The sequence below is a fragment of the Thiocapsa imhoffii genome, assembly GCF_016583985.1.
GTDB classification, from domain to species: domain Bacteria; phylum Pseudomonadota; class Gammaproteobacteria; order Chromatiales; family Chromatiaceae; genus Thiocapsa; species Thiocapsa imhoffii.
The window spans coordinates 51992-74791 of the sequence record NZ_NRSD01000021.1; the positions used below are offsets into that span (position 1 = coordinate 51992).

General features: G+C 62.9%; 16 protein-coding genes. 8 read left to right on the top strand and 8 right to left on the bottom strand.

The window, feature by feature from the left end:
• Positions 1 to 27 precede the first annotated feature (27 nt).
• From CKO25_RS16355 to CKO25_RS16380, 6 genes are all read left to right on the top strand, one after another.
• Positions 28 to 693 carry a TetR/AcrR family transcriptional regulator gene (locus CKO25_RS16355; RefSeq protein WP_200389018.1) on the top strand — a complete coding sequence of 222 codons (666 nt, stop codon included), beginning with the start codon at positions 28 to 30 and terminating at the stop codon, positions 691 to 693.
• An 8-nt stretch (positions 694 to 701) separates the two neighbouring features.
• On the top strand, positions 702 to 872 hold the full coding sequence (locus CKO25_RS16360; protein WP_200389019.1) for a hypothetical protein: 171 nt from the start codon (positions 702 to 704) through the stop codon (positions 870 to 872).
• A 104-nt stretch (positions 873 to 976) separates the two neighbouring features.
• Positions 977 to 1924 carry a sulfurtransferase gene (locus tag CKO25_RS16365; protein ID WP_200389020.1) on the top strand — a complete coding sequence of 316 codons (948 nt, stop codon included), beginning with the start codon at positions 977 to 979 and terminating at the stop codon, positions 1922 to 1924.
• Between the two features lie 97 nt (positions 1925 to 2021).
• Positions 2022 to 3014 carry an MBL fold metallo-hydrolase gene (locus CKO25_RS16370; protein WP_242467675.1) on the top strand — a complete coding sequence of 331 codons (993 nt, stop codon included), beginning with the start codon at positions 2022 to 2024 and terminating at the stop codon, positions 3012 to 3014.
• 255 nt (positions 3015 to 3269) lie between these two features.
• Positions 3270 to 3707, top strand: a complete 438-nt coding sequence (locus CKO25_RS16375) for a thioredoxin family protein (RefSeq protein WP_200389021.1) — start codon at positions 3270 to 3272, stop codon at positions 3705 to 3707.
• Positions 3707 to 4408 (top strand): cytochrome c biogenesis CcdA family protein, encoded by a 702-nt coding sequence (locus CKO25_RS16380; protein ID WP_200389022.1) that lies wholly within the window; start codon positions 3707 to 3709, stop codon positions 4406 to 4408. Before CKO25_RS16375 ends, CKO25_RS16380 begins: the two co-directional genes overlap by 1 nt.
• 11 nt (positions 4409 to 4419) lie before the next feature.
• Here CKO25_RS16380 and CKO25_RS16385 read toward each other — a convergent pair whose 3' ends face one another.
• The 3 genes from CKO25_RS16385 to CKO25_RS16395 form a co-directional block, all read right to left on the bottom strand.
• The gene (locus tag CKO25_RS16385) at positions 4420 to 6858 is read right to left on the bottom strand and encodes a PAS domain S-box protein (RefSeq protein ID WP_200389023.1); all 2439 of its coding nucleotides are present in this window, start codon (positions 6856 to 6858) and stop codon (positions 4420 to 4422) included.
• Positions 6859 to 7033: 175 nt separating this feature from the next.
• Entirely contained in the window at positions 7034 to 8128 is a 1095-nt protein-coding gene (locus CKO25_RS16390; protein ID WP_200389024.1) for a ParB/RepB/Spo0J family partition protein, read from the bottom strand.
• A gap of 13 nt (positions 8129 to 8141) precedes the next feature.
• A complete protein-coding gene (locus tag CKO25_RS16395) occupies positions 8142 to 9332 on the bottom strand; it encodes an AAA family ATPase (protein ID WP_200389025.1) in 1191 nt (396 codons plus the stop codon).
• A 354-nt stretch (positions 9333 to 9686) separates the two neighbouring features.
• Between CKO25_RS16395 and CKO25_RS16400 the strand changes: the two genes are divergently transcribed.
• Entirely contained in the window at positions 9687 to 10184 is a 498-nt protein-coding gene (locus CKO25_RS16400; protein WP_200389026.1) for a hypothetical protein, read from the top strand.
• A 273-nt stretch (positions 10185 to 10457) separates the two neighbouring features.
• Complete coding sequence (gene lexA, locus CKO25_RS16405; protein WP_200389027.1) at positions 10458 to 10931, top strand: transcriptional repressor LexA; 474 nt, start codon at positions 10458 to 10460, stop codon at positions 10929 to 10931.
• A 112-nt stretch (positions 10932 to 11043) separates the two neighbouring features.
• Here lexA and katG read toward each other — a convergent pair whose 3' ends face one another.
• From katG to CKO25_RS16430, 5 genes are all read right to left on the bottom strand, one after another.
• A complete protein-coding gene (gene katG / locus CKO25_RS16410) occupies positions 11044 to 13230 on the bottom strand; it encodes a catalase/peroxidase HPI (protein ID WP_200389028.1) in 2187 nt (728 codons plus the stop codon).
• 167 nt (positions 13231 to 13397) lie between these two features.
• Positions 13398 to 15509, bottom strand: a complete 2112-nt coding sequence (locus CKO25_RS16415) for a DEAD/DEAH box helicase (RefSeq protein WP_200389029.1) — start codon at positions 15507 to 15509, stop codon at positions 13398 to 13400.
• A 107-nt stretch (positions 15510 to 15616) separates the two neighbouring features.
• A complete protein-coding gene (brxD, locus tag CKO25_RS16420) occupies positions 15617 to 16930 on the bottom strand; it encodes a BREX system ATP-binding protein BrxD (RefSeq protein ID WP_200389030.1) in 1314 nt (437 codons plus the stop codon).
• Between the two features lie 10 nt (positions 16931 to 16940).
• Positions 16941 to 19697, bottom strand: coding sequence for a BREX-2 system phosphatase PglZ (pglZ, locus tag CKO25_RS16425; protein WP_200389031.1), 2757 nt, complete (start codon positions 19695 to 19697; stop codon positions 16941 to 16943).
• Positions 19697 to 22800: BREX-2 system ATPase PglY family protein (locus tag CKO25_RS16430; protein WP_200389032.1), on the bottom strand; the 3104-nt coding region annotated here is incomplete at its 5' end. The genes pglZ and CKO25_RS16430, both read right to left, overlap by 1 nt.

The window sequence follows — 22800 nt, forward strand, 5'->3', positions numbered from 1 at the left end:
CCCAAAACAGGTATAGAGGACACAACCATGCCGACACCCGAAGCTGGTACGTCCGGAGCACCCGAGGCGCAGCGCGCCGCCGGGCGCGGCCGACCGCCGGATCCCGTCAAGCACGCGGCCATCCTCGACGCCGCTCGCAGGCTCTTTTTTTCGGGCTCGATCCAGGCACTCAACATGGAAGCCGTCGCCCGCGCCTCCGGAGTTTCGAAGGTCACGGTCTACAGTCATTTCGGTGATCTGCAGGGTCTGATCCGCGCGGTCGTGCTGCGGCAGCGCAGCGACATGACGGCGGCGCTCGACGATCTGCCCTCCGCTCAGTGCGGGCTGAGACAAGCCCTGATCGATCTGGGATGTGCGCTGATGAGCTTCCTGAGCAGCGACGACTATGTCGCCCTACAACGGATGTTGGCGACCCTCGCCGGGAAGGAGACCTGGCTTGGCACACTGGTCTATCGCGACGGCGCGGAGGCGACACGTGATCGCCTCGCCGCGCGCCTCGTCGAGGCGTCGGCGCGCGGCGACCTGCGTGCGCACGACAGTCGCCTGGCCGCCGAGCAACTGCTCGGCATGTGGCAGGGGATTCAAACTACCGGGCTCTTAAGCGGGGGCTGTCCGCGACCGGACGCCGAGGAGCTGCGCTGTCGGGTCGAGTGCGGGGTCGATGTGCTGCTGCGGGCCTATGCACCCGAGTAGAGGGCGACTTGACCGTCCGTGGAAAGATCATCGACGGTGTGCGGTATGATCGTGATGGGGACAACTGGAGTCTCGGCGTCAGGGATCCCCTGATCGATCGATCCGAGCTGTTCACCGCTTGGAACCAACGGATCGACAACACCGATCACCACAATTTGAATTCCTTCACACCCAAGTGAAGGCAAGGTTCGGCGATTGACCGAGCGGACTGGAACCGGGAGATGGCATGCGCCCGGCCTGCATCGCCAACATACGATTCAACCATCCACTAGAGGAGACGTTCATGTCGCATCAGCTGTATCGGGCCTTTCCGCAATTTCGCTACGCCGCACTGCTCGCGTTGCTGCTCATCCCGCTCCAAGCGCTCGCCAATCCGGATTTTCTGGTCGATGCCGACTGGCTCGCGGACCAGTTGGACGACGAGAACACCGTCATCCTCGAGGTGCGCTACCATCCTCATCGTTATTTTACGGTCGGACATATCCCAGGCGCGGTCCAGGTCCAGCGCTTTAAGGATCTCGGCGATAACGATGCCAGCCCGATCATGCGCTTTCCCTCCCGCGAAACCTTCCAGGAGACCCTGCGCGGTTGGGGTGTGAACGACGACTCGACCCTCGTGATCTATGACGACTCCAGCACGGCGCTGGCGGCACGCCTCTATTTTTTGCTCGACCTGTATGGCTATGACATGGATCGCGTCAAGATCCTCAACGGCGGGACCATCGAGTGGACCGGCTTCAACCAATTGGAGAAGGAACCGACGTCGGCGACGACAGCGGGGACCGTCACCCTGCAGGATGCCAACCCCGCGCTCTTCGTCGAATGGTCCGACATCTATGATGATGTCGTCTCGCGGCGCGATCCCGAGGTCGTGCTGCTCGATACCCGCCCGCGGGACATGTACACCGGCGAGATCATTCGCCACTCCATCATGGGCGGGCACATCCCTGGCGCGATCAACATCGTGAGCCTCGACGGCGTGGACGGTCAGACCGGTCAGTGGCGGAGCGACGAGAGCCTCGCCGCGCTCTATGCCGACATCCCCCAGGACCAGCGCGTCTACGTCTACTGCCACGACGGTTTCCGGATGGGACTGGCCTATTTGCAGCTCAAGCACCTCGGCTACGAGGACGTGCGGCTCTACAACGGCGGTTGGTCGCACTGGGGTAATGAGTTGACCCTGCCGGTCGTCGAAGGACCAGAACCCTATGGTGGAGACTTTGCCCTCTAAGAGGTCGCGCATCCTCAATGACGTCGCGCCCGGCATCCCGCCCCGAGCGGGATGCTCGCCTCGCCGGGCGGCGTTCAGACCCCTCCGGAGACAGCCGTTGACCTCTCTGATTGATCCCAGCCCACGTCCCTCGAGTCTGTTCCGGAGCGCGACTCACACGCGACTCGGCATCCTGACCTGCCTCCTCGGCGCCCTGACCCTTCCGGGCGCGAACGCCCTCGCCTGGGAGATGCAGACTCAAGCCGTCGCGAAAGATGTCTACGCCCTCGTCGGACCCACCCAGAATCGCACCTACGACAACTATGCCATCAATGCCAACCTAGGCTTCATCGTCACCCATGAGGGCGTGGTCTTGATCGATAGCGGCGCGACGGTTCAGTCCGGCCCGCTGATCGAGCAAGCGGTGGCGGCGGTCACCGCACAGCCGATCCGTTGGGTCGTGAACCTCGGCAGTCAGGATCACCGCTGGCTCGGCAATGCCTACTTTGCCGAGCGTGGTGCCCAGATCATCGCGCTCGCGCGAACCGTCGAGACCCAGGGTGCCTATGCCGACTCGCATCTCGTGCGTCTGCGCGAGACGCTGGGCGATCGGCTCGAAGGAACCCTGCCCTTGAGCGCACCCGAGCCGATCGAGGCGGACCGCGCGGCACTCGATCTCGGCGGCGTGAGCATGGAGCTGCTCTGGCTCGGCGATGCCCATTATGTCGGCGATGCCCTCCTCTGGCTGCCCGAATCCAGCGTGCTCTTCGCCGGTGACCTGGTGTACCTGGATCGTATCCTCGGGGTCTGGCCGCACAGCCGGATTCGCGACTGGCGCGACACCTTCGATGCGATGGAGGAGTTGCAGCCGAAGGTCGTCGTCCCCGGACACGGCGCCCCGGGTGATCTCGCCAAGGCCAAACGCGACACCGGCGACTATCTGGACTGGCTGGTCCGGGAGGTCGAGGGCGCGCTCGACAACTGGGAGCCGATCGACGAGACGGTGGAGCGGCTCGCCGACGCACCGGAATTCGAGCATCTGGAGCACTTCGACGACTGGAACCGACGGAACCTCAATCAGACCTATCTTCAGTTGGAAGCCGAGAGATGAGCGAGCGTCCGTTCACCTGTTCCAGATCAACTGCATGGATCATCGGTTTTCCATATATCTGATCAACCAGATATGATCCTTCGCAGTCGCCGTGCCGGTTCGAGTGCCGGCCCGGGACTCCTTCTTTTGACTCCAGCCGCGGAGCGCTTGATGAGCACTCACGTCCACACCATCGATCACCCCGTTGGCGATGCGCCCAGGACCCCGATCGCAGTCACGGTCGCAGACATCAGAGCGGCCGCTTGAGGAACCAAAATGGACATCGCCACACGCCTTCTTCCTGCCCTTGTCGTCGTGCTCCTGGTGCTCGCCGGTGCCGGACTCTACCGCTGGCTGGGCAGTCCCTCCGGTGCCCCAGCAGCTCCGCTGGCAACCGAGATCACCGTCGACGGTCGGCCGGTGCTGGTCGAACTGGGCTCCAACTCCTGCGCCAGTTGCGTGGCCATGCACCGCGTCCTCGAGGCGCTTCAAACCAGTCACGGCGACCGCCTCCAGCTGGTTTCGATCAACATCCTCGAGCAGCCCGAGTTGGTCGGTCAATGGAAGGTTCTGGCCATTCCGACCCAGGTCTTTCTTGACGGGGAGGGACGCGAGCTTGGAAGGCACATTGGGTTCCTCTCGGCGGATGCCATCCTTGAGCGCTTTGCAGCGGCCGGACTGCCGCTCGACGCGACCACTCGCGACGGCTCCTGATGGAGTGGCTCGCCCCCCTGTCGCAGGCGCTGTCGGGTGCGGTCTGGTTGGCGGCACTGGCCGCACTCACTTGGGGGTTTGCCAGCATCTGGCTCAGCCCCTGTCATCTGGCCGGGATTCCGCTGCTGGTCGGCTATCTGGCGGGCACGCCCGAGCCGAGCCGGGAGCGCGCGCGCCGCGAGTTGCTCGTCATCCTCGCCTTTGCACTCGGGGTGCTGATCAGCTTGGTGCCCCTCGGTGTCGCAACCCTCTGGCTCGGGCGCATCGCTGGCGATATCGGGGTTTCGAGCAATTATTTGGTCGCCGGCCTCTGCCTCTTGGCGGGACTCTATCTCCTCGACTGGCTGCCGATGACCTGGAGCGGCGGTCTGCCCCAGCCCAAATCCAGGGGACCGACTACCGCCCTACTGCTCGGCCTCATCTTTGGCCTGGCCCTGGGTCCCTGTGCCTTTGTCTGGATCGCACCCTTGTTAGGCGTGGTCTGGATGCAGTCTGCCGAGGGTCTGGTGGCCTTGCCGATTCTTCTGCTCGCCCTGTTCGCCTTGGGACATTGCGGTGGCGTGCTGCTCGCGGCCGGATCACTGCATCGCGTCCAACGCTGGCTCGACACCCTCGGACGGGTGCGAGGCTTCGGCTACGGACGGGCCGCTTGCGGTGTCCTACTCTTAATCGCCGCCGGCTACTTGATCGCGAGCGCTTGAACCTAGAACCATCAGGTGATCGTTTCGGCCAGCCGAATCTGATCCCGACCATCCTGCTTGGCTTGGTACATGGCCTGGTCGGCACGACGCGCGAGTGTGATGGAGTCACGCCCATGCAGGGGGTAAAGGGCAATCCCGATGCTGCAGGACAACCGCAGCTGAAGATTCCCGATACAGACAGGTTCGCGCAGCGCGCAAACGATCTGATCTGCCACCCCGATCACCGCCTCAGCCGTGGTCATTCGACGCAACAGGACGAGGAACTCATCGCCACCAATGCGCCCGACACAGTCGGATTGACGCAACACGGAAACCAGCCGTTTCGCGACGCACTTGAGCACGAGATCTCCGATATCGTGACCATGGTTGTCGTTGATCGGTTTGAAACGGTCGAGGTCGATGAACATCAAAGCGACCTGAAGATGATTGCGCTCGGCATCGCACAAAGCCTGCTGCAAACGATCGAAAAAGAGGGTCCGGTTGGGCAGATCGGTCAGGGCATCGTGGTGGGCTAGATGCTTGATATAGGATTCGTTGGCCTTGCGCTCGCTGATATCGTGGGCGATGCCGAGCATGCCCATGAGTTTGCCATCGGGTTCGAACAGGGGCGAAGCATTGGTGACATGCCAGCGCCAATGACCATCCTGATGCCGAACGCGGTACTCAAGCCCACTCTGCTTTTGACGGGTCTCGAGCAAACGCATTAAAAAGTCCTGGCAGCGCTGCAGATCCTCGGGATGGACAATGGACGCGATGCCTTGGCCGAGAAAATCAGCCGGGTCAAATCCGAGGATCTCGCGCAGATTGGGCGACAGATATTGGAACTCACCGTTCAGATTCAGAGTGTAGATGATGTCGTTGGCATCCTCGACTAAGGTGCGGAATGTCTGCTCGCTCAGACGCAACTCCTCCTCGCTGCGCTTTTGCCGGGTGATGTCGTGGACCAATGCCACGCATTCCGTGCTCGGCAGCTGAGGTGCACCCATGGCCGCGATCGACAACTCGTACCAGGCCTCGCCATGCGGCATCGGCAGTGAATAGATGCCGCCGCGATGGCAACCCCGGGTCGCCGCCTCCTCGATGGCGGCCATCACGATGTCAGCCGCCTCGGCGGGCAGAACCTCCGCGACCCGCTTGCCGAGAAAGGACTCGGGCGGCAGATAGAGTTGTCGCATCGAGGAGGAATGAAACTCATGAATCAGGCCCGAGCGATCGACTCGAAACATCAGTTCGGGCATCGCCTTGAGCATGGCATCGAGACGCTCCTGTGATTGGCGTCGCTCGGCGGCGGCGCGCCAACGCTCGGTATGGTCGCGCACCGTAGCCAACAGCAGTCGTTCACCCTCCAGTTCGAGTGCGCTCAGCACCACCTCGCAGGGGATCTCGACATCACTGTCGGAACGACAGTGCACCCATTCAAAGCGGCAACTGCCCTCCCGCAACGCGGTCTGGATATGCTGATCGGCCAGCTCCAACGAGGGGATTCCACAGGGCTGATGTGATGGGGAGAGGTCCGCAAAATGGGTGGCGCAGAAGGTCTCACGGTCAGCGATGCCGAATAAACGCAACGTCGCCTGATTGGCGTCGATGAAATGCCGAGCATCGAGCAACATCACGGCTTCGCTGGTCGATTCGAACAGAGCTCGGAAGCGTGCCTCCGAGCGCGCCATCGCCGCTTGGGCACGCATGGATTCGGTGACGTCCTCGAAGGAGGCGATCAGCAGATCATCGACTAGGGTGGCGCTCATCACGACATGACGCGGGCTGCCGTCCTTGTGCATGATCGGCAAGGTCTTATGGTCGACGCGACCGTTGGTGGCGATGGCTTCGGCGAGTGCGCGCTCCCACCAGGTCCAGGTCGCGGACTGCTCCTCGGGATGGGGACAGACCAGACGGACCCAGGCGCGGATCCCGGATATCTCAAGCTGGGTATAACCGAAGACCCGCTCGAAGGCAGTGTTACTGAATAGGACCGGTTGCTCCGGGCTCAAGGCCGCGACCAACACGGCCGTGGGCAGATGCTGCAGCATCAAGCGCAACTGCTGCACGTTCTCGCGCAGTTGCAACTCGATTCGCTTGTAGGCCGTGACGTCGACCATCACCCCTTCCCAAATGACCTCGCCATTCTCGGCCTTGCGCGGGTTGGAGGAGATCGCGACCCAAATCTGCCGGTCGTCATGAAGAAGCAACCGACCCTCCCAATGGAAGGGCTGAGGCTGAGTCTGCGCCATGGCCTCCCGGTTGGCCAAGATCATGCCCTGACGGTCATCGGGATGGATCACCGCGATGGCCAATCCTTGATCGGCCATGAATTGCGACCGATTCAGGCCACAGATTTCCAGCCAGCGAGTGCTGACATGGGTGAATTCAGGCAGGCCATCCGGACGAATCCTGAGTTCATACGTCCCGACTGGTAGGTTCTCCAGCCATTCCCAGGTCGCCGGTTGCATGGTGGACTCAATGGTTGACGAAGCTGTGATGAGAATCCTAGCACTGATATGAACCGTTCGTTTGGTCGTCTTCAGTTCGTGGATTCCGTGCGGCAGATGGATCGGCGACAAGCCTCTGAATCTCTGTGATGGTCCTACGCGAGACCGTCTGAGGCCGCGTCAGCGGCCGTAGTGGTCACTCCTCGAAGTAGTCATCGATCACCTGCTGCAGCGCTGCATGCAGCTCTGGTTTCGTCGCCCCCGAGGAGCGTGGGATCTCGAGGGTGATGCCTCGGGTCGTGCGTTTGATTCGCACCGCGAGTTTGCCGGTGGCCTGCGCGTTGATGGTGGCCACCACGACCCCACGCTTGCTGACGCGCTGTTTGTCACGTGCCGCTTCAAGCAATGCCTCCAAGGTCTCCGCGCCGGTGGTCGGAAGATGTTGGGCATGTTCCGCGCGCGCCTTGGCCAGCGCGCGCCCGCAAGCCAGGATTCGACGAGACGCCTCCTGCTCGCCCGGCGCTTCGCTCGAGAAATACGGCACCAACTGACGCCAATGCCAGGTGCGAATATCGAGGATCGAGGGATAGGCCTGGACGATCTCGTTCGGCATGTCGAACAGTGCCAGGATCCGGCTGAGGTTGGAGCGATCGATCTGGATCGCCTCCGCCATCCGCGAGATATTCCCATCGTAGAGACTCTTGAGTGCCCAGCGATATTCACGGGAGCGCTCGTAATCGGAAATGTCCCGCTGACCACGGTTCTCCGCGTCCGAGAGTTCGAATGCGGCCGCGGTATCCAGCTCGTCACGCACTTGGATGAGCAGCAGATAGGGTTCACCCGCAGCATTCGCCTCATCGTGCGCGCGTAACCAAGACACCGTCCAATGCCGGCGAGCACCCGATAGGATCTCGAAGTCGTATTCGTTCCCGTCCGCATCGAACCGCGCATCGCCCTTGAGGCTGCGCACGATCGCCGGACGCTCCTGCCGTCCCAAGGTGCGAAAACCGGCAATCAAATCCGCACAACGCTCGGCATTGAGCAGCTCGTATGCGCGATTGTGATGTTCCCATAGGCGACAGCGTGCCGGATCGACCCAATGCAGACGTTGAATGGCACTCTTTTGGATCGCAGCATCGGGCTGACCCGGCGCTCGAGGATTGGAAATGCCAGCAAGATTGGACCCAAATGGTCCCGTTTGCGGCACCTCGCTGCGACGCGCGGGCGACGCGCCCTCCTGCCCCTGGTCGATGCGGTCGGCGATTCCAGACAGTAAACTACGGTTTTTCATGCCCGATTCCCTCCTACATGAGCCCAGCTTCGCGCAGGGCATCGTGATGACTCGGCCAGGTCCGCCGGACCAAGATCTCAATCTCTCGGTTGAGCCCATCGAGATAGGTCACACACCGACGATGCACCTCACGCGAGGTGAGCGGCACCGGCTGTTCATAGACCGTCTCAAAGCGCGCCGAGGCGTTATCGATCTCGGCGGAGTCCTTGATTGGGGTTGTCAACAGATAACTGCCGAAGACCTTGCGCATCATCTCCGAAATCGCCCCCTGGGTTGACTTGCGTTCGTCGAGTTTCGACAGCGCGACCCGCACGAATTGGTAGCTCGGATCGACACCGTGTCGCCGAAGCGTCTCGAGGGTGTCAATGACCATGCTCAAAAAATGCGCGGTCGACGCAAAATCAATGTTCGCCGGGGGCACCGGGATCACCAGTGCATTGGCTGCGACCAGTGCGCTGATCGAGATTAAACCGAGTGCTGGAGGCGGGTCGAGAATGATGATGTCATAGTCATCGGCGACGCCGGCGAGACCGGCCCGCAAGGTTTCCAGCAGCTCCACGTTCCCTGAAACCTGTGCCGCCAGTTCATACTCCGCACTATAGAAGTGCAAGGCGCTTGGAATCAGATCGATCCCTGGCCAATAGGTCTTGCGGACCCCGTAATGCAGACTGTGTTGCTCACCTAAGAGATAGGGCGCGATGGTTTCGTCACGACCGATCTGCAAATCGGGATTGAAGCCAAAAACGGTCGTGGTACTCGCTTGGCTGTCGAGATCCACGATCAAGACCCGGTAACCATGGATCGCAAAGTACTGAGCCGAATGGCAGGCGAAGCTCGATTTTCCGACCCCCCCCTTGAAATTCGAAAAGCTCAAGATCACCGCTTCATCCGCTGACGAGCGTCGCGGCTCGGTCCCAAACAAGGCCCGCATCCGATTCATATCCTCGAGCGAATAACCACAACGCCGTCCATTCTCCAGTCGTTCCGGCGAGGGAAGCTTGCCATCCTTCTCGGCCAGTCGGATCGACTGCGGACTGCGCCCGACCAGTTCCGATGCTTCCGAGATCGACCAGGTGCGCCGCAAGGTCTTCTCGCCCTCCGGGGCAAACACGTCCTCGCGCAATGCTGACAGGACATCCTCGGCACGCTGACGAAGAAATCTCAGCGCATCCAAACCTACGCTGCCGCTGTCCATCGTGATCATCACCCTTGCTCGCATTGTCGGTTTAAGGGGAGATTAGCCGATGAATGCGAAAATAGGAAGGGTCAAGATCGTTTAATCACAAACCAGAGTAAATTCCAGCTGATTTGCCTAATCAAGGGTCAGGTTGTGCGCCCCCAGGCCACGCCTCCCAAAGACCGCAGGCCGTTATGGCCAGGCGGCTCTACGCCGACCGGGATGACCGCAACCTCAGCCCGGCAACCAGCCAGGAGGCGCCCTTCCATGAAACCTACCAAGCTCAAGAGAGGGCGGATGGAAACGATTCACCCTAGGCTGAGCCTAAGCTGACGAAACTGACTCGTATGTTGAGTGATGGTCACCACAGGAGGCATGAACATGTTGCGCATCGGATCCCTACCCTATCCGCTGATTGCCCTATTGGGTGTCTGTGTGCTTCTCGTGGGTCACGTGGGCGCGGTCCTGCCGCCCGACGCGGTCGAGGAGCTCAAAGACAAGGCGCAAGCGGTTCTCGAGGTCAAGGTCTTGGAGGTTATTCCCGATGAAACAGGTGGCCGGTTTGCAGTGCACTACCGCATGAACGTCCTCTCAGTCCTGCGCTCCACCATTCGCGTGAAACCCGGTGACATCATTGAGGTTCGCTCCGATGGCATTGACAAGACGCTGGTCGATCAGGGCTTTGTTGGTCCCAAGATACCGGAACTCCTAGAGCAGGATTGGATAGGCACGGCCTACCTCAATCTCGATCCACAAGCCTCCGATTCAGCTGACGCAAAGCAGTTCGTGATCGCTGCGTACGGCGATAGCTTTGTCACACTCCCACCCGGCCCACCATCCCTTCGCTACAGGGTGATGCCGACTGATGATGAGTCTTGAGTTCATGGTGATGGGAAGGATCGGCCGAATCCTGGTGCTCCGCTCATCCACTCTCACCGATACCCGGTTCGCTCTGACACGGATCTGTTCTCGACTTGAAGACGGAACACCGCGGCAGTCGCGAGCGATGGCAAGACCAGGTGATGGAGGATTCACTCTGGGTCAGGCATTCGATGCGCTTCACGAATTCGTGAAGAGATTTTGATGCACCGCTTGGCAATTCGCGATTAAACTGTCACGAACATCATGCATGACTGTTGAATGGAGAGTTCCATGGACCACGCATTCGAATCCGTCCAGAAGCGGTCCCACCCCACCTGGTGTCCTCGGTTGGAACCGCTCGATCCATCCGCGGATGGCGTCGTCGCACTCCCTCTGCTCGGGCTGGTCAGTGCGGGTCAACCCGTTGTTGCGGTCGAGGCACGCGAAACCGTCCAGGTGCCCGCCCGCTTGGTCCGACGCCAGGCGATGAAGCGCAGCTTTGCTCTCTATGTACGAGGCGATTCAATGATCGATGACGCGATCGAAGACGGTGATCTTGTCGTTGTCGAACAGCGCCCAACGGCTGAGAATGGTGAAACGGTCGTCGCACGACTCGACGGTTATCAGGTCACGCTCAAACGCTTCTACCATGATGAAGATGGAGTCCGGCTGCAACCGGCCAATACGACCATGGAACCCATGCTCCTTACCGACGGCGAAGTCGAGATCCTCGGTGTCGTTTCAGGCGTCATACGGACCGCTTGATTCGCACTGGGATCGTGGCGGGCTGATCGGTTCGCGGGGATGACCATGAACCGTGTGAACGGTACATTGAGACGCTGGGTGACATCGCCCGTCACCCAGCGCGTTCGTTCGCTTACTTCTGATGACCAAGCAGGTCGAAGCGATCCGCATTCATGACTTTAGTCCAAGCGGCCACGAAGTCATGGACGAATTTTTCCGCGTTGTCATCTTGCGCATAGACCTCGGCGTAAGCCCGCAGAATGGAGTTCGAACCTAAGACCAGATCGACCCGGGTTGCGGTCCACTTGACGTCACCCGTCTCGCGATCACAGATGTGATAGAGTCCTTCTCCAGCCGGCTCCCATCGATACGCCATATCGGTCAGATTGACGAAGAAGTCATTCGTCAGATGCCCTTGACGATTGGTGAAGATGCCGTGCTTGGTGCCACCATAATTGGTGCCCAACACACGCATGCCACCGATGAGAACCGTCATCTCCGGAGCGGTGAGACCAAGCAGTTGCGTCTGGTCGAGCAGGAGCTCCTCGGGGCTGACGACATAATCCTGCTTGAGCCAGTTGCGATAGCCGTCGTGCAGCGGTTCGAGCACATCGAATGACTCGCTATCCGTCATCTCGGCCGTTGCATCGCCACGGCCGGGCGCGAAGGGAACACTGATCTCAAAGCCAGCGGCCTTGGCTGCCTGCTCGATCCCGATATTGCCGGCAAGGACGATCACATCGGCGAGGCTCACGTTGCTGTCCGTCGCGATCCGCTCGAGCACACCCAGCACCTTGGCCAGTCGCGCCGGCTCGTTGCCTTCCCAGTCCTTCTGCGGGGCCAGACGAATGCGCGCACCGTTGGCACCGCCGCGCATATCCGATCCACGAAAGGTCCGAGCGCTGTCCCAAGCGGTGGTGACCATCTCACTGATACTCAGACCGCTGTCCAGAATCTTGCTCTTCACCGCATTGACGTCATAGTCCGCACGGCCCGCGGGCACCGGATCCTGCCAGATCAGATCCTCCTGCGGGACATCAGGGCCGATGTAACGCGTCTTCGGCCCCATGTCGCGATGCGTGAGCTTGAACCAGGCGCGTGCGAAGACCTCCGAGAAGTAGGCCGGATCGTGATAGAAGCGCTCTGAGATCTTGCGATACTCAGGGTCCATCTTCATGGCCATGTCGGCGTCCGTCATGATCGGGTTGTAGCGGATCGTGGGATCCTCGACATCGACCGGTTTATCCTCCTCCTTGATCTCAACCGGTTCCCATTGCCAAGCACCGGCTGGGCTTTTCTTCAATTCCCAGTCGTGGTTCAGCAGCATCTGGAAATAGCCATTGTCCCACTTGGTGGGATGAGTGGTCCAAGCGCCTTCGATCCCGCTGGACATGGTGTCGCGCCCGATCCCACGAGACGTCTTATTCAACCAACCCAAGCCTTGATCCTCAACCTCAGCGCCTTCCGGCTCTGGCCCCAGCAGACTGGCAGTCCCATTGCCATGACACTTGCCCACGGTATGTCCACCCGCGGTTAGCGCCACCGTCTCCTCATCGTTCATCGCCATGCGGGCGAAGGTGACCCGCACGTCGTGCGCGGTCTTGAGCGGATCGGGTTCTCCGTCGACGCCCTCAGGATTCACATAGATGAGCCCCATCATGACCGCGGCGAGTGGGTTGTCCAAATCACGCTCACCCGAATACCGACTGTTGGGATTGTCACTGGGCGCCAGCCATTCTTTCTCCGATCCCCAGTAGGTATCCTTCTCCGGATGCCAGATGTCCTCCCGGCCAAAGGCGAAGCCGAAGGTCTTCAAGCCCATGGATTCATAGGCAATGGTTCCAGCGAGAATGATGAGGTCGGCCCAACTGATCTGATTGCCGTATTTCTTCTTCAATGGCCAAAGCAGACGACGCGCTTTGTCGAGATTAACGTTATCCGGCCAACTGTTGATGGGCGCAAAGCGTTGGTTGCCTGTTCCCGCCCCGCCGCGGCCATCGGCAATGCGATAGGTGCCCGCGGCATGCCACGCCATGCGAATCATGAAACCGCCATAATGACCCCAATCCGCCGGCCACCATGCCTGACTGTCCGTCAGCAACGCCCGCAAATCGCTCTTGAGCGCCTCGACATCGAGTGACTTGACCGCCTCGCGATAATTGAAATCCGCTCCCAGTGGGTTGGTCTTGGTATCGTGCTGATGGAGAATGTCGAGATTCAGTGCCTTCGGCCACCAGTCCATGTTCGCGACCTCAGCGGAGGTATTGCCGCCGTGCATCACTGGGCACTTGCCCGCATTCGTCGTCTGATTGTGATCCATCTTGTTCTCCACGCCTCGGGTTGATTGAACTTAACTCAGTGGACAGTCGATGATCATCGTCATCGTGGTCAGAGTCTAAGGGTCATGCTCAGTCAGGGCTAATCGTTTCGGTGAATGCAAGATATCGTCAGAAACGATCGTTCGGTTAAATTTTTCGGTTTAACCGATCACCAAGCGTCACGCTGTCGCAGCACCCTGAGCGCCTGCGCACGCAGCACCGCGATCTCACTTGAACAGTCATAGCGCGCGGCCAGCTCCCACTCCCGCAACGACTCGGGCAGACAGACTCCGAACTTCAGCTCCGCGATAAAGCGAGGATCGAGCGGCAGGCGGATCTCGGCGTCGGGGCGCATGATCTTCTCGACCACCGCCCGCTGGAGTGATTCCACTGACACGGCACCACGGAAGCGGATTGCCAGATCATCGACGCTCACCCGACGCGCCTCCCCCGCCAAGGCGTGAGCGAGCGCGACATTCACGAGCCGACCCGCGAAGGTCCACCACACCAGACGATCCTCGGTCTCGACCAGCAGAAGCGTCGTGTCAGGCTCCACCCAATCGAAGCGCTCACGCCGCTCAGCCAACTGCGCCACGGCACGCTGCGACCAAGCGACGGGCGGATCAACCCCTGCCAACACCCGGGACATCGCCTGGCCGTGTGCAAAAAGCAGCGGTTGACCTCCGCTCAGCCACTGGGACCGTCCGCGCAACAGAGTGGGTTCCACCACGGCCTTGCGGCGCGGCCAGTCGAGCGATTTGCACACCCAGGAGCGCCCGGCGAGGGTCAGGATGGTAGGACCATCCCCGCTGAGCATGAAGGTTGATTGATGCACCTCGCCGAGTTCCTGACGCCCGTGAACGACCTTGATCATCGGCGGACTGACGAAGACGGAGAACAACTCCAGGAAGTGCTTGGCACCGAACTGGCGTTCCCCCGCCTGCCCGATCCCCAACAGACCCTGATCGGCGTGCAAGATGCCGCGCTCGCGCATGAAGGCGATCACCTGCTCCAGCACCCCGGGATCGACCTCCGCCAAACCGGGTCGCCGCCCCAACCAGGAGGGCCAATCCGCCGCACCCAAGCCGGATTCCTGCAAGGCCAGCCCCATGATCTGCTGCGCAAACAGGTGTAAGGGCCGCGGCGGCGGTTCGATCGGTTCCACATAGCCCTCGCTCCAGAGCTGCAGCAGGGCCGCCGCGCCAAGAAAGGCCTCGTGGGTGGTGATCAGAAAGAGGCAGTTGCGCGCCGTTCCCGCGCGCCGCCCCGTGCGTCCGAGTCGTTGCAGGAAGGAGGCGACCGTACTTGGCGTGTCGATCTGGATCACCCGATCCAAATCCCCGACATCGATCCCCAGTTCCAGGGTGCTGGTGGCGACAATCACCGCGTCCTGACCCTGACTGAAGGCCGCCTCAGCCGCACGGCGCTCCTCCAGGCTCAGGCTGCTGTGGGAGACGAAGGTCTGGACATTCAAGGCTCGCAGCTCGACCACCAACTCTTCGACCCGGGCACGGCTGTCGCAGAACACCAGGCGCTTCTCCCCGCGATGCAATCGTGAGATGACCAAGGCGGCATTGCGCAGATTCGCAACCCAATCCAGCTCGACCAGGGGAGCCGGCCCCGCGTCGGTCGGCGGCGCCAGAACCTGACTGGGCTGGGTCAGGCCAGCGGCGAGCCAGTCTCGGAGCTGCGCGGGATTGCCCACGGTCGCCGAGAGTCCCAGGCGCTGCAGCTCACGACCAGCAATCCGGCTCAACCGCTCCAGCAGATATAGCAGGTGCCAGCCCCGATCGTCGCCCGCGAAGGCATGGACCTCGTCGATGATCACCGCGCGCAGGTCCGTAAAGAATCGCCCATGATCGATCCGCGTTGAGATCAGCATCACCTCCAGTGACTCGGGCGTCGTCAGCAGCAGGTCAGGTGGTGAGCCTTGCATCCTCGCCTTGCGACTGGGGCTGACATCCCCGTGCCAGAGCCCGACCCGTCGACCGACCAACCCCGCCAGCTGTTGCAGACGAGGCTCGAGGTTGTTGAGCAGCGCCTTGATGGGACAGACATAGAGCACGCTGAGACCCTGCCAGGGCTCGCTCAGCATGCGCGATAGGATGGGCACTACCGCCGCCTCCGTCTTGCCCCCCGCGGTCGGGGCCAGCAGGATCGCATGCTCGCCGCGCAGGATCGGGGCAATGGCCTCCATCTGGAGCGGGCGCAGCGAGCGCCAACCCAGGCTGTTGACCAGATGATGCTGCAGTGCCGGGTGCAGTCGGTCGAATGGGGTCATGCGCGGCTCATTGGCAGCTCAGGGGTGGCTCAGGGACGGTGGCGGTGAATCAAGGACGCCGCGCGTGCGGATCGGGGATGGCGGCGGACCCTCTCGGCCGAGGTCACCTAAAGCTCCAATTCGATGTCATCGACCCGCTGCGCCGCCCGGGCAGCGCGCTCGACGGCGGTCAGTTCCTGCCCACTCACGGTCAGGGCATAATGCCGGCGCGGCTCAAACTCCGCGTGCTGCTCCACCCGATCGAGAACGTCGCCGACCAGCTTCTTAAGAAACATCCGGGGCGCGATCCCGACCCGACCACCGAGTGCGCCGGTGACGGCCGCGGCCAGATCCGCAATGTAGGCATCGTCGACCACGGCCGTCAGACGCTCGGCGGTGCTGCCCACGGCATAGAGATCCCGCACCTTGCGCCCGACCTCGCAGAGGGAGGCGAGATCAAACCCCCGCAGTCGAATCTGCACCGCACGCGGGTTGTCGAACCGCGCCTCGGTGGTGAAATCCACCGCCAGGCGCTGGGCCAGGGGCGGCAGCCGCTGCACGCCCATAGGCCCGTCGAAGAAGGGCGGTGTTCCGGTGATGACGAGATAGAGCCCTGGAAACCGCCCGCTGTCGATCTCGTCCATCAACTGACGCAAGGCATTCAGGCTCTTGTCACGCGCATCACCACGCATTCGCTGCAGCGTCTCGACCTCATCGAGCACCAGAAGCAACCCCGGATGGCCGGAATCCTTGAGGATGGTCAGCACGCCCTGCAGAAAACTCAGGGCACCGAAATGGTCGATGTCCCCTTTGATGTGCGCGGCCCGCTTGATCGCGGCGGCGATGTTCGGCTGCCCCGCCATCCAGGCCAGCAGGCCATCGGCGAGGTCCTCATCCCCCATGAGCAGGGCACGCCGATAGGCCCGCAAGGCCAACGCAAAGGCCGGCGCACTGCGCACCACCTCGCCAAGACGCTGCTCCATGAGCGTTTCGGTCGCCTGCATCAAGGCCGCAACATCGTTGGGGTCAACCTGGCCCTGGGCGATCACATCCTCTTCGAGGGCAAAGAACCAGGCGTCGATGACATTGCGGAAGGCCCCGGACGGCGTATCGGCCGTGCTCAGCCGCTCAATCAGACGGCGGTAGACCGTCTCGAGGCGATGCAATGGCGTTTCCGTCTCGGAAATCTGGACCTCGGCGCAGGCGAAGCCAAGCCGCTGGGCACGCTCACGCAACCAGCGTGTGATGAAGGTCTTACCGCTGCCATAGTCCCCACGCACCGCCTTGAACTGACCGCGCCCTCGCGCCACGCTCTCCAGCTCGGCGTCGAAGGCGGCTGCGAAGGGCTCCAGACCAACGGCGAGCCGGTCCAATCCGAACTGGGGCACGGTGCCACGGCGGAGCGCATCGATGATGTCGGTGCGGCGCTGCTGGCTGATCATGCGCAAGTCCTCAATGCAGCTCGAACTGGTTCTTCAAGGACACCAGATCGAGTCGCACCGTCTTGGAGGCCCGATCGATGGCCAGCACCGGATAGCCGTCGACATTCAGCAGTTTCTGAACCCCGGCGAGCAACCCGTGCAGACGTAGTTCAGGCAGTTCCAGCCCCTGGGCCACGGCCGCGGCCATCTGTTGCCCGCCCGCCTGCTCCAGCCCCGTGAGCAACTGACGCAACTGCGCATCGCTGATCCGCACCCGCCCCGCGCGAGCCTGCATCCGTGCATAGACCGGCGAGGCCAGCAACTGCGCGATCCAGTCGCGCTCATCACCGGCTGGGGGAACGGGCGTGGTTAGCGTGGCGAAGAGGTCGGGCGTGTGCCGATCACGCCGCGCCGCGGTCGGCGGAGGCGGCGTGGGGGCGTCCTCGGGACGCTCTGAGACCAACCGCCACCAGGGCGGTGTCTGGCGGGGCACTTCACGCCACCCCGTGAGCACGCCCGCATCCCCCGCGTAGCGATAGACCCCGAAGGGCACCAGGACTTCCTGGGGTGAGCCGCCGCCGTGATAGCCCATCTTTTTCGCGCCATAGCGGATCTGCTCCGACCAGGGCAGGATGATCGTCTGGCCGGGCGCCACCACGCGCGCACCCGCGACGCGCACCTCTCCCTCCGCCACCGGATCAGTCGCGGGCTTGCAGCGCTGCGACTCGCCACTGCTCGGCATCATCCGCAGGTCGTGTTCCAGCACATGACCGTGGTCGCTCGTGAGGATCAGCAGCCGACCAGACTCCCGCACGGCCTCCAGGATCTGGGGCAACAGCCCGATCGTATCGAGCGACCAACGTACCGACACTTGCGCGCCGCTGCTCAACTGATCATCCACCGCATTGATCACCGCCCCCACGACCCGATGCTCATGCCCGGCAAGGACGTCGCGCACCCCATCAGCGAGGGCACCACTGCCCGGCTGCTGCAGAGCGGCCTTGTGCAACAGGAGCGGCGGCTGTTTCGTGGCCACCCGCTGCAGACTCGGATGCGCCGCGAAGGCCTTCGACTCGTTGGTCGCGGTCCCCTCACCCAAGGTGCCCGAGAGCAGCGCAAAGCGGCTCACGTGGGTCAGTGTCGGCAAGGCCGCCAGCAGACAACAGGGTCCGGTCTGATCCACCGGTTGCAACTCCACCCAGCCGTAGCCGAGCAGATCCTGCGTCAGCTCGCGATAGACGGCATGACTCATCCCATCCAGAACCAGGACGAGCACCGGCTGCTGTTTGGCGAGCGGGGCCACCCAATGCGCCAAGGCCCGCTCGATCGGCTGGAACCCGGGATCACTCTGATCGCCCCGCGCGATCGCCGGCAGCGACTCGGCAAAGTGCTGATTGAAGCGCTCACGCCGCGCCCGGGCCTGGCTCATCAGCGTGGCATAGACGCGGCTTAGCCCGTCATGAGCATCACCCAACCAGAGCCGGCTGCGTGCCCAATCGACATCTGCGCCGTTCGTCACATACTCCCGGATCGCCTCGGTGACGCTTCTTGGCGCCACGTCATCCGTCCGCAACCAGCGGCACATTCGCAGCGCCAGTGCCGCGGTGGCGAGTTGTTCCTCACGCACCGCGGCGAGCTGATGACGGCGCAACGCCAGCAGGGTGTCCAGCGCCGGGTCAAGCGGCTTGCCGGTTAGGGTGGCCTTGAGCGTCGCGGCGAGTCGATCGAGACGTTGGCCGAATGCCGCCGGCAGCCAATCGGACCCTTCCGCCAACGCCAAGAGATCGAGACTCGCGAGGATCTGCTCGGCCCGCGCGCACGCGTCCGCGACCGCCGGCGCCTGAGGACCTGGACCCGCGTGGCGTTGGAGCGTCTCGACCGTCGCGCGCCCATAGTCCTGAAACACCCGGTCCGGGATGCGTGCCCCACCGAGCAGACGCTCGCTCAGACGTCCACGCCCCTGGAACAGGGCCTGATCCGGTCTGAGATCCTCCCGATAGAGCACCGTGCAGACCAAGCCAAAGGCGACCATATCGCTCGCCGCGCCGGCACGCCACAGGCTCAGCACGAGCTCGGTGACCGTGCCGAGACGCGGTCGCAACCACTCCTCGAGATGCTCCGCCACCGCGGTCGGCAGCGCCGCCACCGCCGCGGCCGCCGCCGGGCTCAGCGACCAGTCGAGTAGGGCCTCCAGGTCAAGCGTCTCGCTCGCAAAGTCCAGCCAGGCCAGTGCCAAGGCACGCCACGCCAGATCCAGATCCAGCACCTCACCGAACCGTAGACGTCCACGATAGCGCTCGTAGCCATCAACCAGGGCCTCGGCCATCCAGCGTTCGGCTTTCCCCAGCAGCCGGGGATCGATCTGGCGCACCCGCAGCAACTGCTCGAGCGTCCGCCAGGGGCTGATGCGCTTGGGTTCACAGCCCCACAGCCGCGCCAGCACATCCTTTGCCAGGCGGGTCTCATCCAACGGGGTCACCATCACCAGACGCACGGCACCCGGTTGATGCGTCACCAGCAGCTCGCGCATCGCCAATTCCGACACACAGGAGACCAAGCGCAGCGGGGTGTCCGCGATGATGCGATGCAGTTCACCCGCCGGCAACGGATCGGGCCACAGCAGCGCAATGCAATCGGCCGCGGCATCCTTCGCCAGGATCGCCTGCACCTGAGTCAGCACCGCGTTAGGCACCTGCTCCAGCGCCTTGCCACGGCCCCCAGAGGCCGCCGGCGGGCGCGTCCCCACCCGGCTGGGATGCGTCAATGGCGTGGGCGTGGAGTCCGTCATCAGGGATGCCGCATGACCTTATAGCGGATATCCAAGGTCACACCCTCATTGAGGTGCGAGGCGATCTCATGAAGCACCTGGCGGGCCTGCGCCGCCTTCAATCCCTGGTGGTCGTCCTGCTTCAGCACCAACTGTTTCGCAGTGGGATCTGGCGACGGCCCTGGTGGTGGTGATATCGGCGGCGGCGGCGGTGGCGCCACCGGCGGGCGCTGGATCAGGCGCGTCGCCTCCCGTTGCGCCTGCTTCAGGGCATCGGCCAAGGTGGTGACCAGTTCATCCGCCGTCAGCGCCGCGCTGACGGCACGCTTGATCTGAACCCCATCGCCATGGTCCCACACGGCCTGCAGCAACTCCCAGTTGTTATCCGCGAGCGCGTTGCTGACGCGTGGCGCGCTGATGATGCTGCGCCCCAGCGCCTGCAGACTGGTCACGGGCTTGAGTGCGGCCAGGGCCGCGACCAGCGCCGCCCCCTCGCATGGTTGCAAGGCGCTCAGCCACTGCACGGCCAGTGTGGCATTGGCCAGTCGGCCGCCTTGCAGGGGCAGACCCAAGGCCGTGAGCTGCTGGCGCAGATCAGCCTCCAAGGCGCGGCAATCCGCGAGACGCGTGCCGACCTCCGCAAGCACCTCTTTCTGCAGCGCATTCTGATTGTTGGCGGTGCGCAGTGGATGGATCGTCAGACCCAATACCGCGCCCGCATGAGCGAGCGCCCGCTGCCAGGTCTCGGGCGCGGCCAGCTCCTGCTTGATCAACACCAGATCGTCCCGGATGTCCTTCAGACTCACATCCTCGTAGGGCTCACCCTTGAGGGTGAAGGCGAACTGGCCGTACTCGGCGAAGACGAGGATCAGGAGATTCTGCACCGCCGTCGGCAGACCGCGCGGCCGTGGCAGATCCATCGCCGCGCGCAGCCCGCGCACGGTCACCTCGACGCCGCCGGTGCCCGCCGACTGGGCCAGGGTGCGTTCCAGGTGCTGTGGCCAATCCTCCTTGAAGATGAAATGACGCTCGTGCATCTCGCCGAGCTTCAGCGGCTGAGCGATCTGACGCATCGGCGCACGCAGTGGACCCTCGACCTCGATACGTCCATGCGGGGCATGGATCGCGCGGCGCAGCTCAGCGAGAACCTTGCCGAGGTCCCCCGACCGGACCTCGCCCTCGAACTCGGGATGATCGGGATATTGGAACGCCAGCGCCTGTCCGAGCAGTTGCTCGAAGGCCCTGGCCATGGTGGTGCCCTGCGGCGGGCGCGCGGCGAATCCGGGCTGGAGCGACATGATCTGGGATTCCAGCAGCCCACAGTGATCAAGCGAGCCGGGCAGCGGTTGCGCCACGCCGTAGGCGCCGATGAGGATGTCCTTCATCTGCTGGCGCAACTGGCTGCGCTGATTGTCGAGCAGGGTCCGAGCGCTCGCGCGGTCCTGCGGGCTCAGATGCCGGCTATAGCGGTTGAAGCTGTCGTCGCCTTTCAGGATGTCCTCGAGCACCACCAGCTTGCCGAGGTTCTTCTGTGCGTCTGGACTTAGGAAATAGGGCAGCCAACAAAGCGTGCGCGCCTGCCCGCCCGACGCCTCGTAGGTCCGGACCTTCGCCTGATCATCGGTCGGCGAATGGGTGCCGGTGTCGAAGGGAAAGTCGATGATGACCTTCCATTGCTCGTCGCGCGACTCGAAGACATGCTCGTCGCTGATCTCGCGGATGTTCTGGAACAGCACCTCGACACGCCGTCGCGTCCCACGCCACACCCACTCGTGCTCGACGAAGAGCTGATTGTCGTCCCTGATGCCGAAGGCGTCGAACACCATGTCCTTGACCAGTCGACGGCGGTTACCATCGTTGTCGTTGATCCGTGCCTGATCGATGATGCTCTCGGTATCCACGCCCGAGAGCTGAACGCCGATGCTCGGATTGGCGTCCTCGGAGATTTTGATCTCGCCCACCTGGCCCGCCCACTTGCGGCATTTCTGCAGCACCGTCGCGGCCTCGCGGCCGGGGATGGGCGAGCGGATGGTGCCGTGGTTAAGCGCCGCCAGCTTCGTGGACGTGAGTTGTTTGAAGCTCTCCACCTCCGGCACCAGGGCAGCCAACACGAGGGTCTTGAGCAGACGCAGGTCGTTCTCGAACGCCTGACGCTTGGGATCGTCCGCGGGCCGTTCGCGCAGCGCCTGAAGCGTCTCCTGATGCTCCAACTCGAGCACTGGAACCAGTTTGCGCTCGAACAACAGCCGGGCACTTTCAAAGTGCTGACGCATGTGCTCGGAGAAGGGCTCGGCCTCCGAGGCGATGACGTCGTACAGATCACCGACCGGGATGACCCGCCCGAGCGTCAGGGTCTCGCGCTGCTCGACCAAGAGCATCAGCATGACCTTCAGTGCCGTGCGCTCCCGCTGCAGGGCCGAGGACAAGGCGACCAAGGCCTGCACCAGGGCCGGACTGAACGGATAGAGCGCGCGAAACATCTCGCGGTCGCCCTGGCTGGTCAAGAGGAGATTGAAGGCCTCCTCGCGCATGCCCTCGGTCTGCGCGAAGGCCGCCTCAATCTGAACGCGCGCGGCCTCGTCGACCGGCTGCAGCAGACGCCGCTGGGCGATCACGGGCAGGTTGCGATCCTCCAGCGTGATGGTGTGAAACCGCCCCTCCCAGTATTTCAGCGAGTCGCTCAGGATCTCCTGCTCGACCCCGCTATACTGATCGCCGACGAACTCGCGCAGGTCCCGTTGGCGGGCGATGAAGCTCACCACCGGCAGCGCGCGCGGGATGCCGGTCTCGACCAGCTTCACGACCTTTTGGATCTCGGAGCTGATGAAATTCCGATCGGACAAGCGGCTGGCGAGCCACAAAATCAGCTCGTCGAGGAAAAGGATCACGGCATCATAGCCGAGCGCCTTGGCGTGGCGCGTCATCACCCGCAGACCCTCGTCGAACTCGAGATACCCACCCGCCTGGGCATTGGCGAGATCGGCGAACGACCGAAACAGGGTGCCGACCAGATCACTGACCAAACGGTCACGATCCTCCTCGCTGGCCTCACCCGCGCACACCGCATCGAAGGTCATCGCGTCCCAGCCGCTGGCCACCTCCCCCCAACCGTCGTCGCCCCCGC

Bases quoted from the DNA above. Each gene is read 5' to 3' on its own strand.
- CKO25_RS16385 (WP_200389023.1), bottom strand. From the start codon at position 6,858: ATGCAACCGGCGACCTGGGAATGGCTGGAGAACCTACCAGTCGGGACG.
- brxD (WP_200389030.1), bottom strand. From the start codon at position 16,930: ATGATCAGCCAGCAGCGCCGCACCGACATCATCGATGCGCTCCGCCGT.
- katG (WP_200389028.1), bottom strand. From the start codon at position 13,230: ATGGATCACAATCAGACGACGAATGCGGGCAAGTGCCCAGTGATGCAC.
- CKO25_RS16375 (WP_200389021.1), top strand. From the start codon at position 3,270: ATGGACATCGCCACACGCCTTCTTCCTGCCCTTGTCGTCGTGCTCCTG.
- CKO25_RS16390 (WP_200389024.1), bottom strand. From the start codon at position 8,128: ATGAAAAACCGTAGTTTACTGTCTGGAATCGCCGACCGCATCGACCAG.
- lexA (WP_200389027.1), top strand. From the start codon at position 10,458: ATGGACCACGCATTCGAATCCGTCCAGAAGCGGTCCCACCCCACCTGG.
- CKO25_RS16395 (WP_200389025.1), bottom strand. From the start codon at position 9,332: ATGATCACGATGGACAGCGGCAGCGTAGGTTTGGATGCGCTGAGATTT.
- CKO25_RS16400 (WP_200389026.1), top strand. From the start codon at position 9,687: ATGTTGCGCATCGGATCCCTACCCTATCCGCTGATTGCCCTATTGGGT.
- CKO25_RS16380 (WP_200389022.1), top strand. From the start codon at position 3,707: ATGGAGTGGCTCGCCCCCCTGTCGCAGGCGCTGTCGGGTGCGGTCTGG.
- CKO25_RS16365 (WP_200389020.1), top strand. From the start codon at position 977: ATGTCGCATCAGCTGTATCGGGCCTTTCCGCAATTTCGCTACGCCGCA.
- pglZ (WP_200389031.1), bottom strand. From the start codon at position 19,697: ATGACGGACTCCACGCCCACGCCATTGACGCATCCCAGCCGGGTGGGG.
- CKO25_RS16415 (WP_200389029.1), bottom strand. From the start codon at position 15,509: ATGACCCCATTCGACCGACTGCACCCGGCACTGCAGCATCATCTGGTC.
- CKO25_RS16355 (WP_200389018.1), top strand. From the start codon at position 28: ATGCCGACACCCGAAGCTGGTACGTCCGGAGCACCCGAGGCGCAGCGC.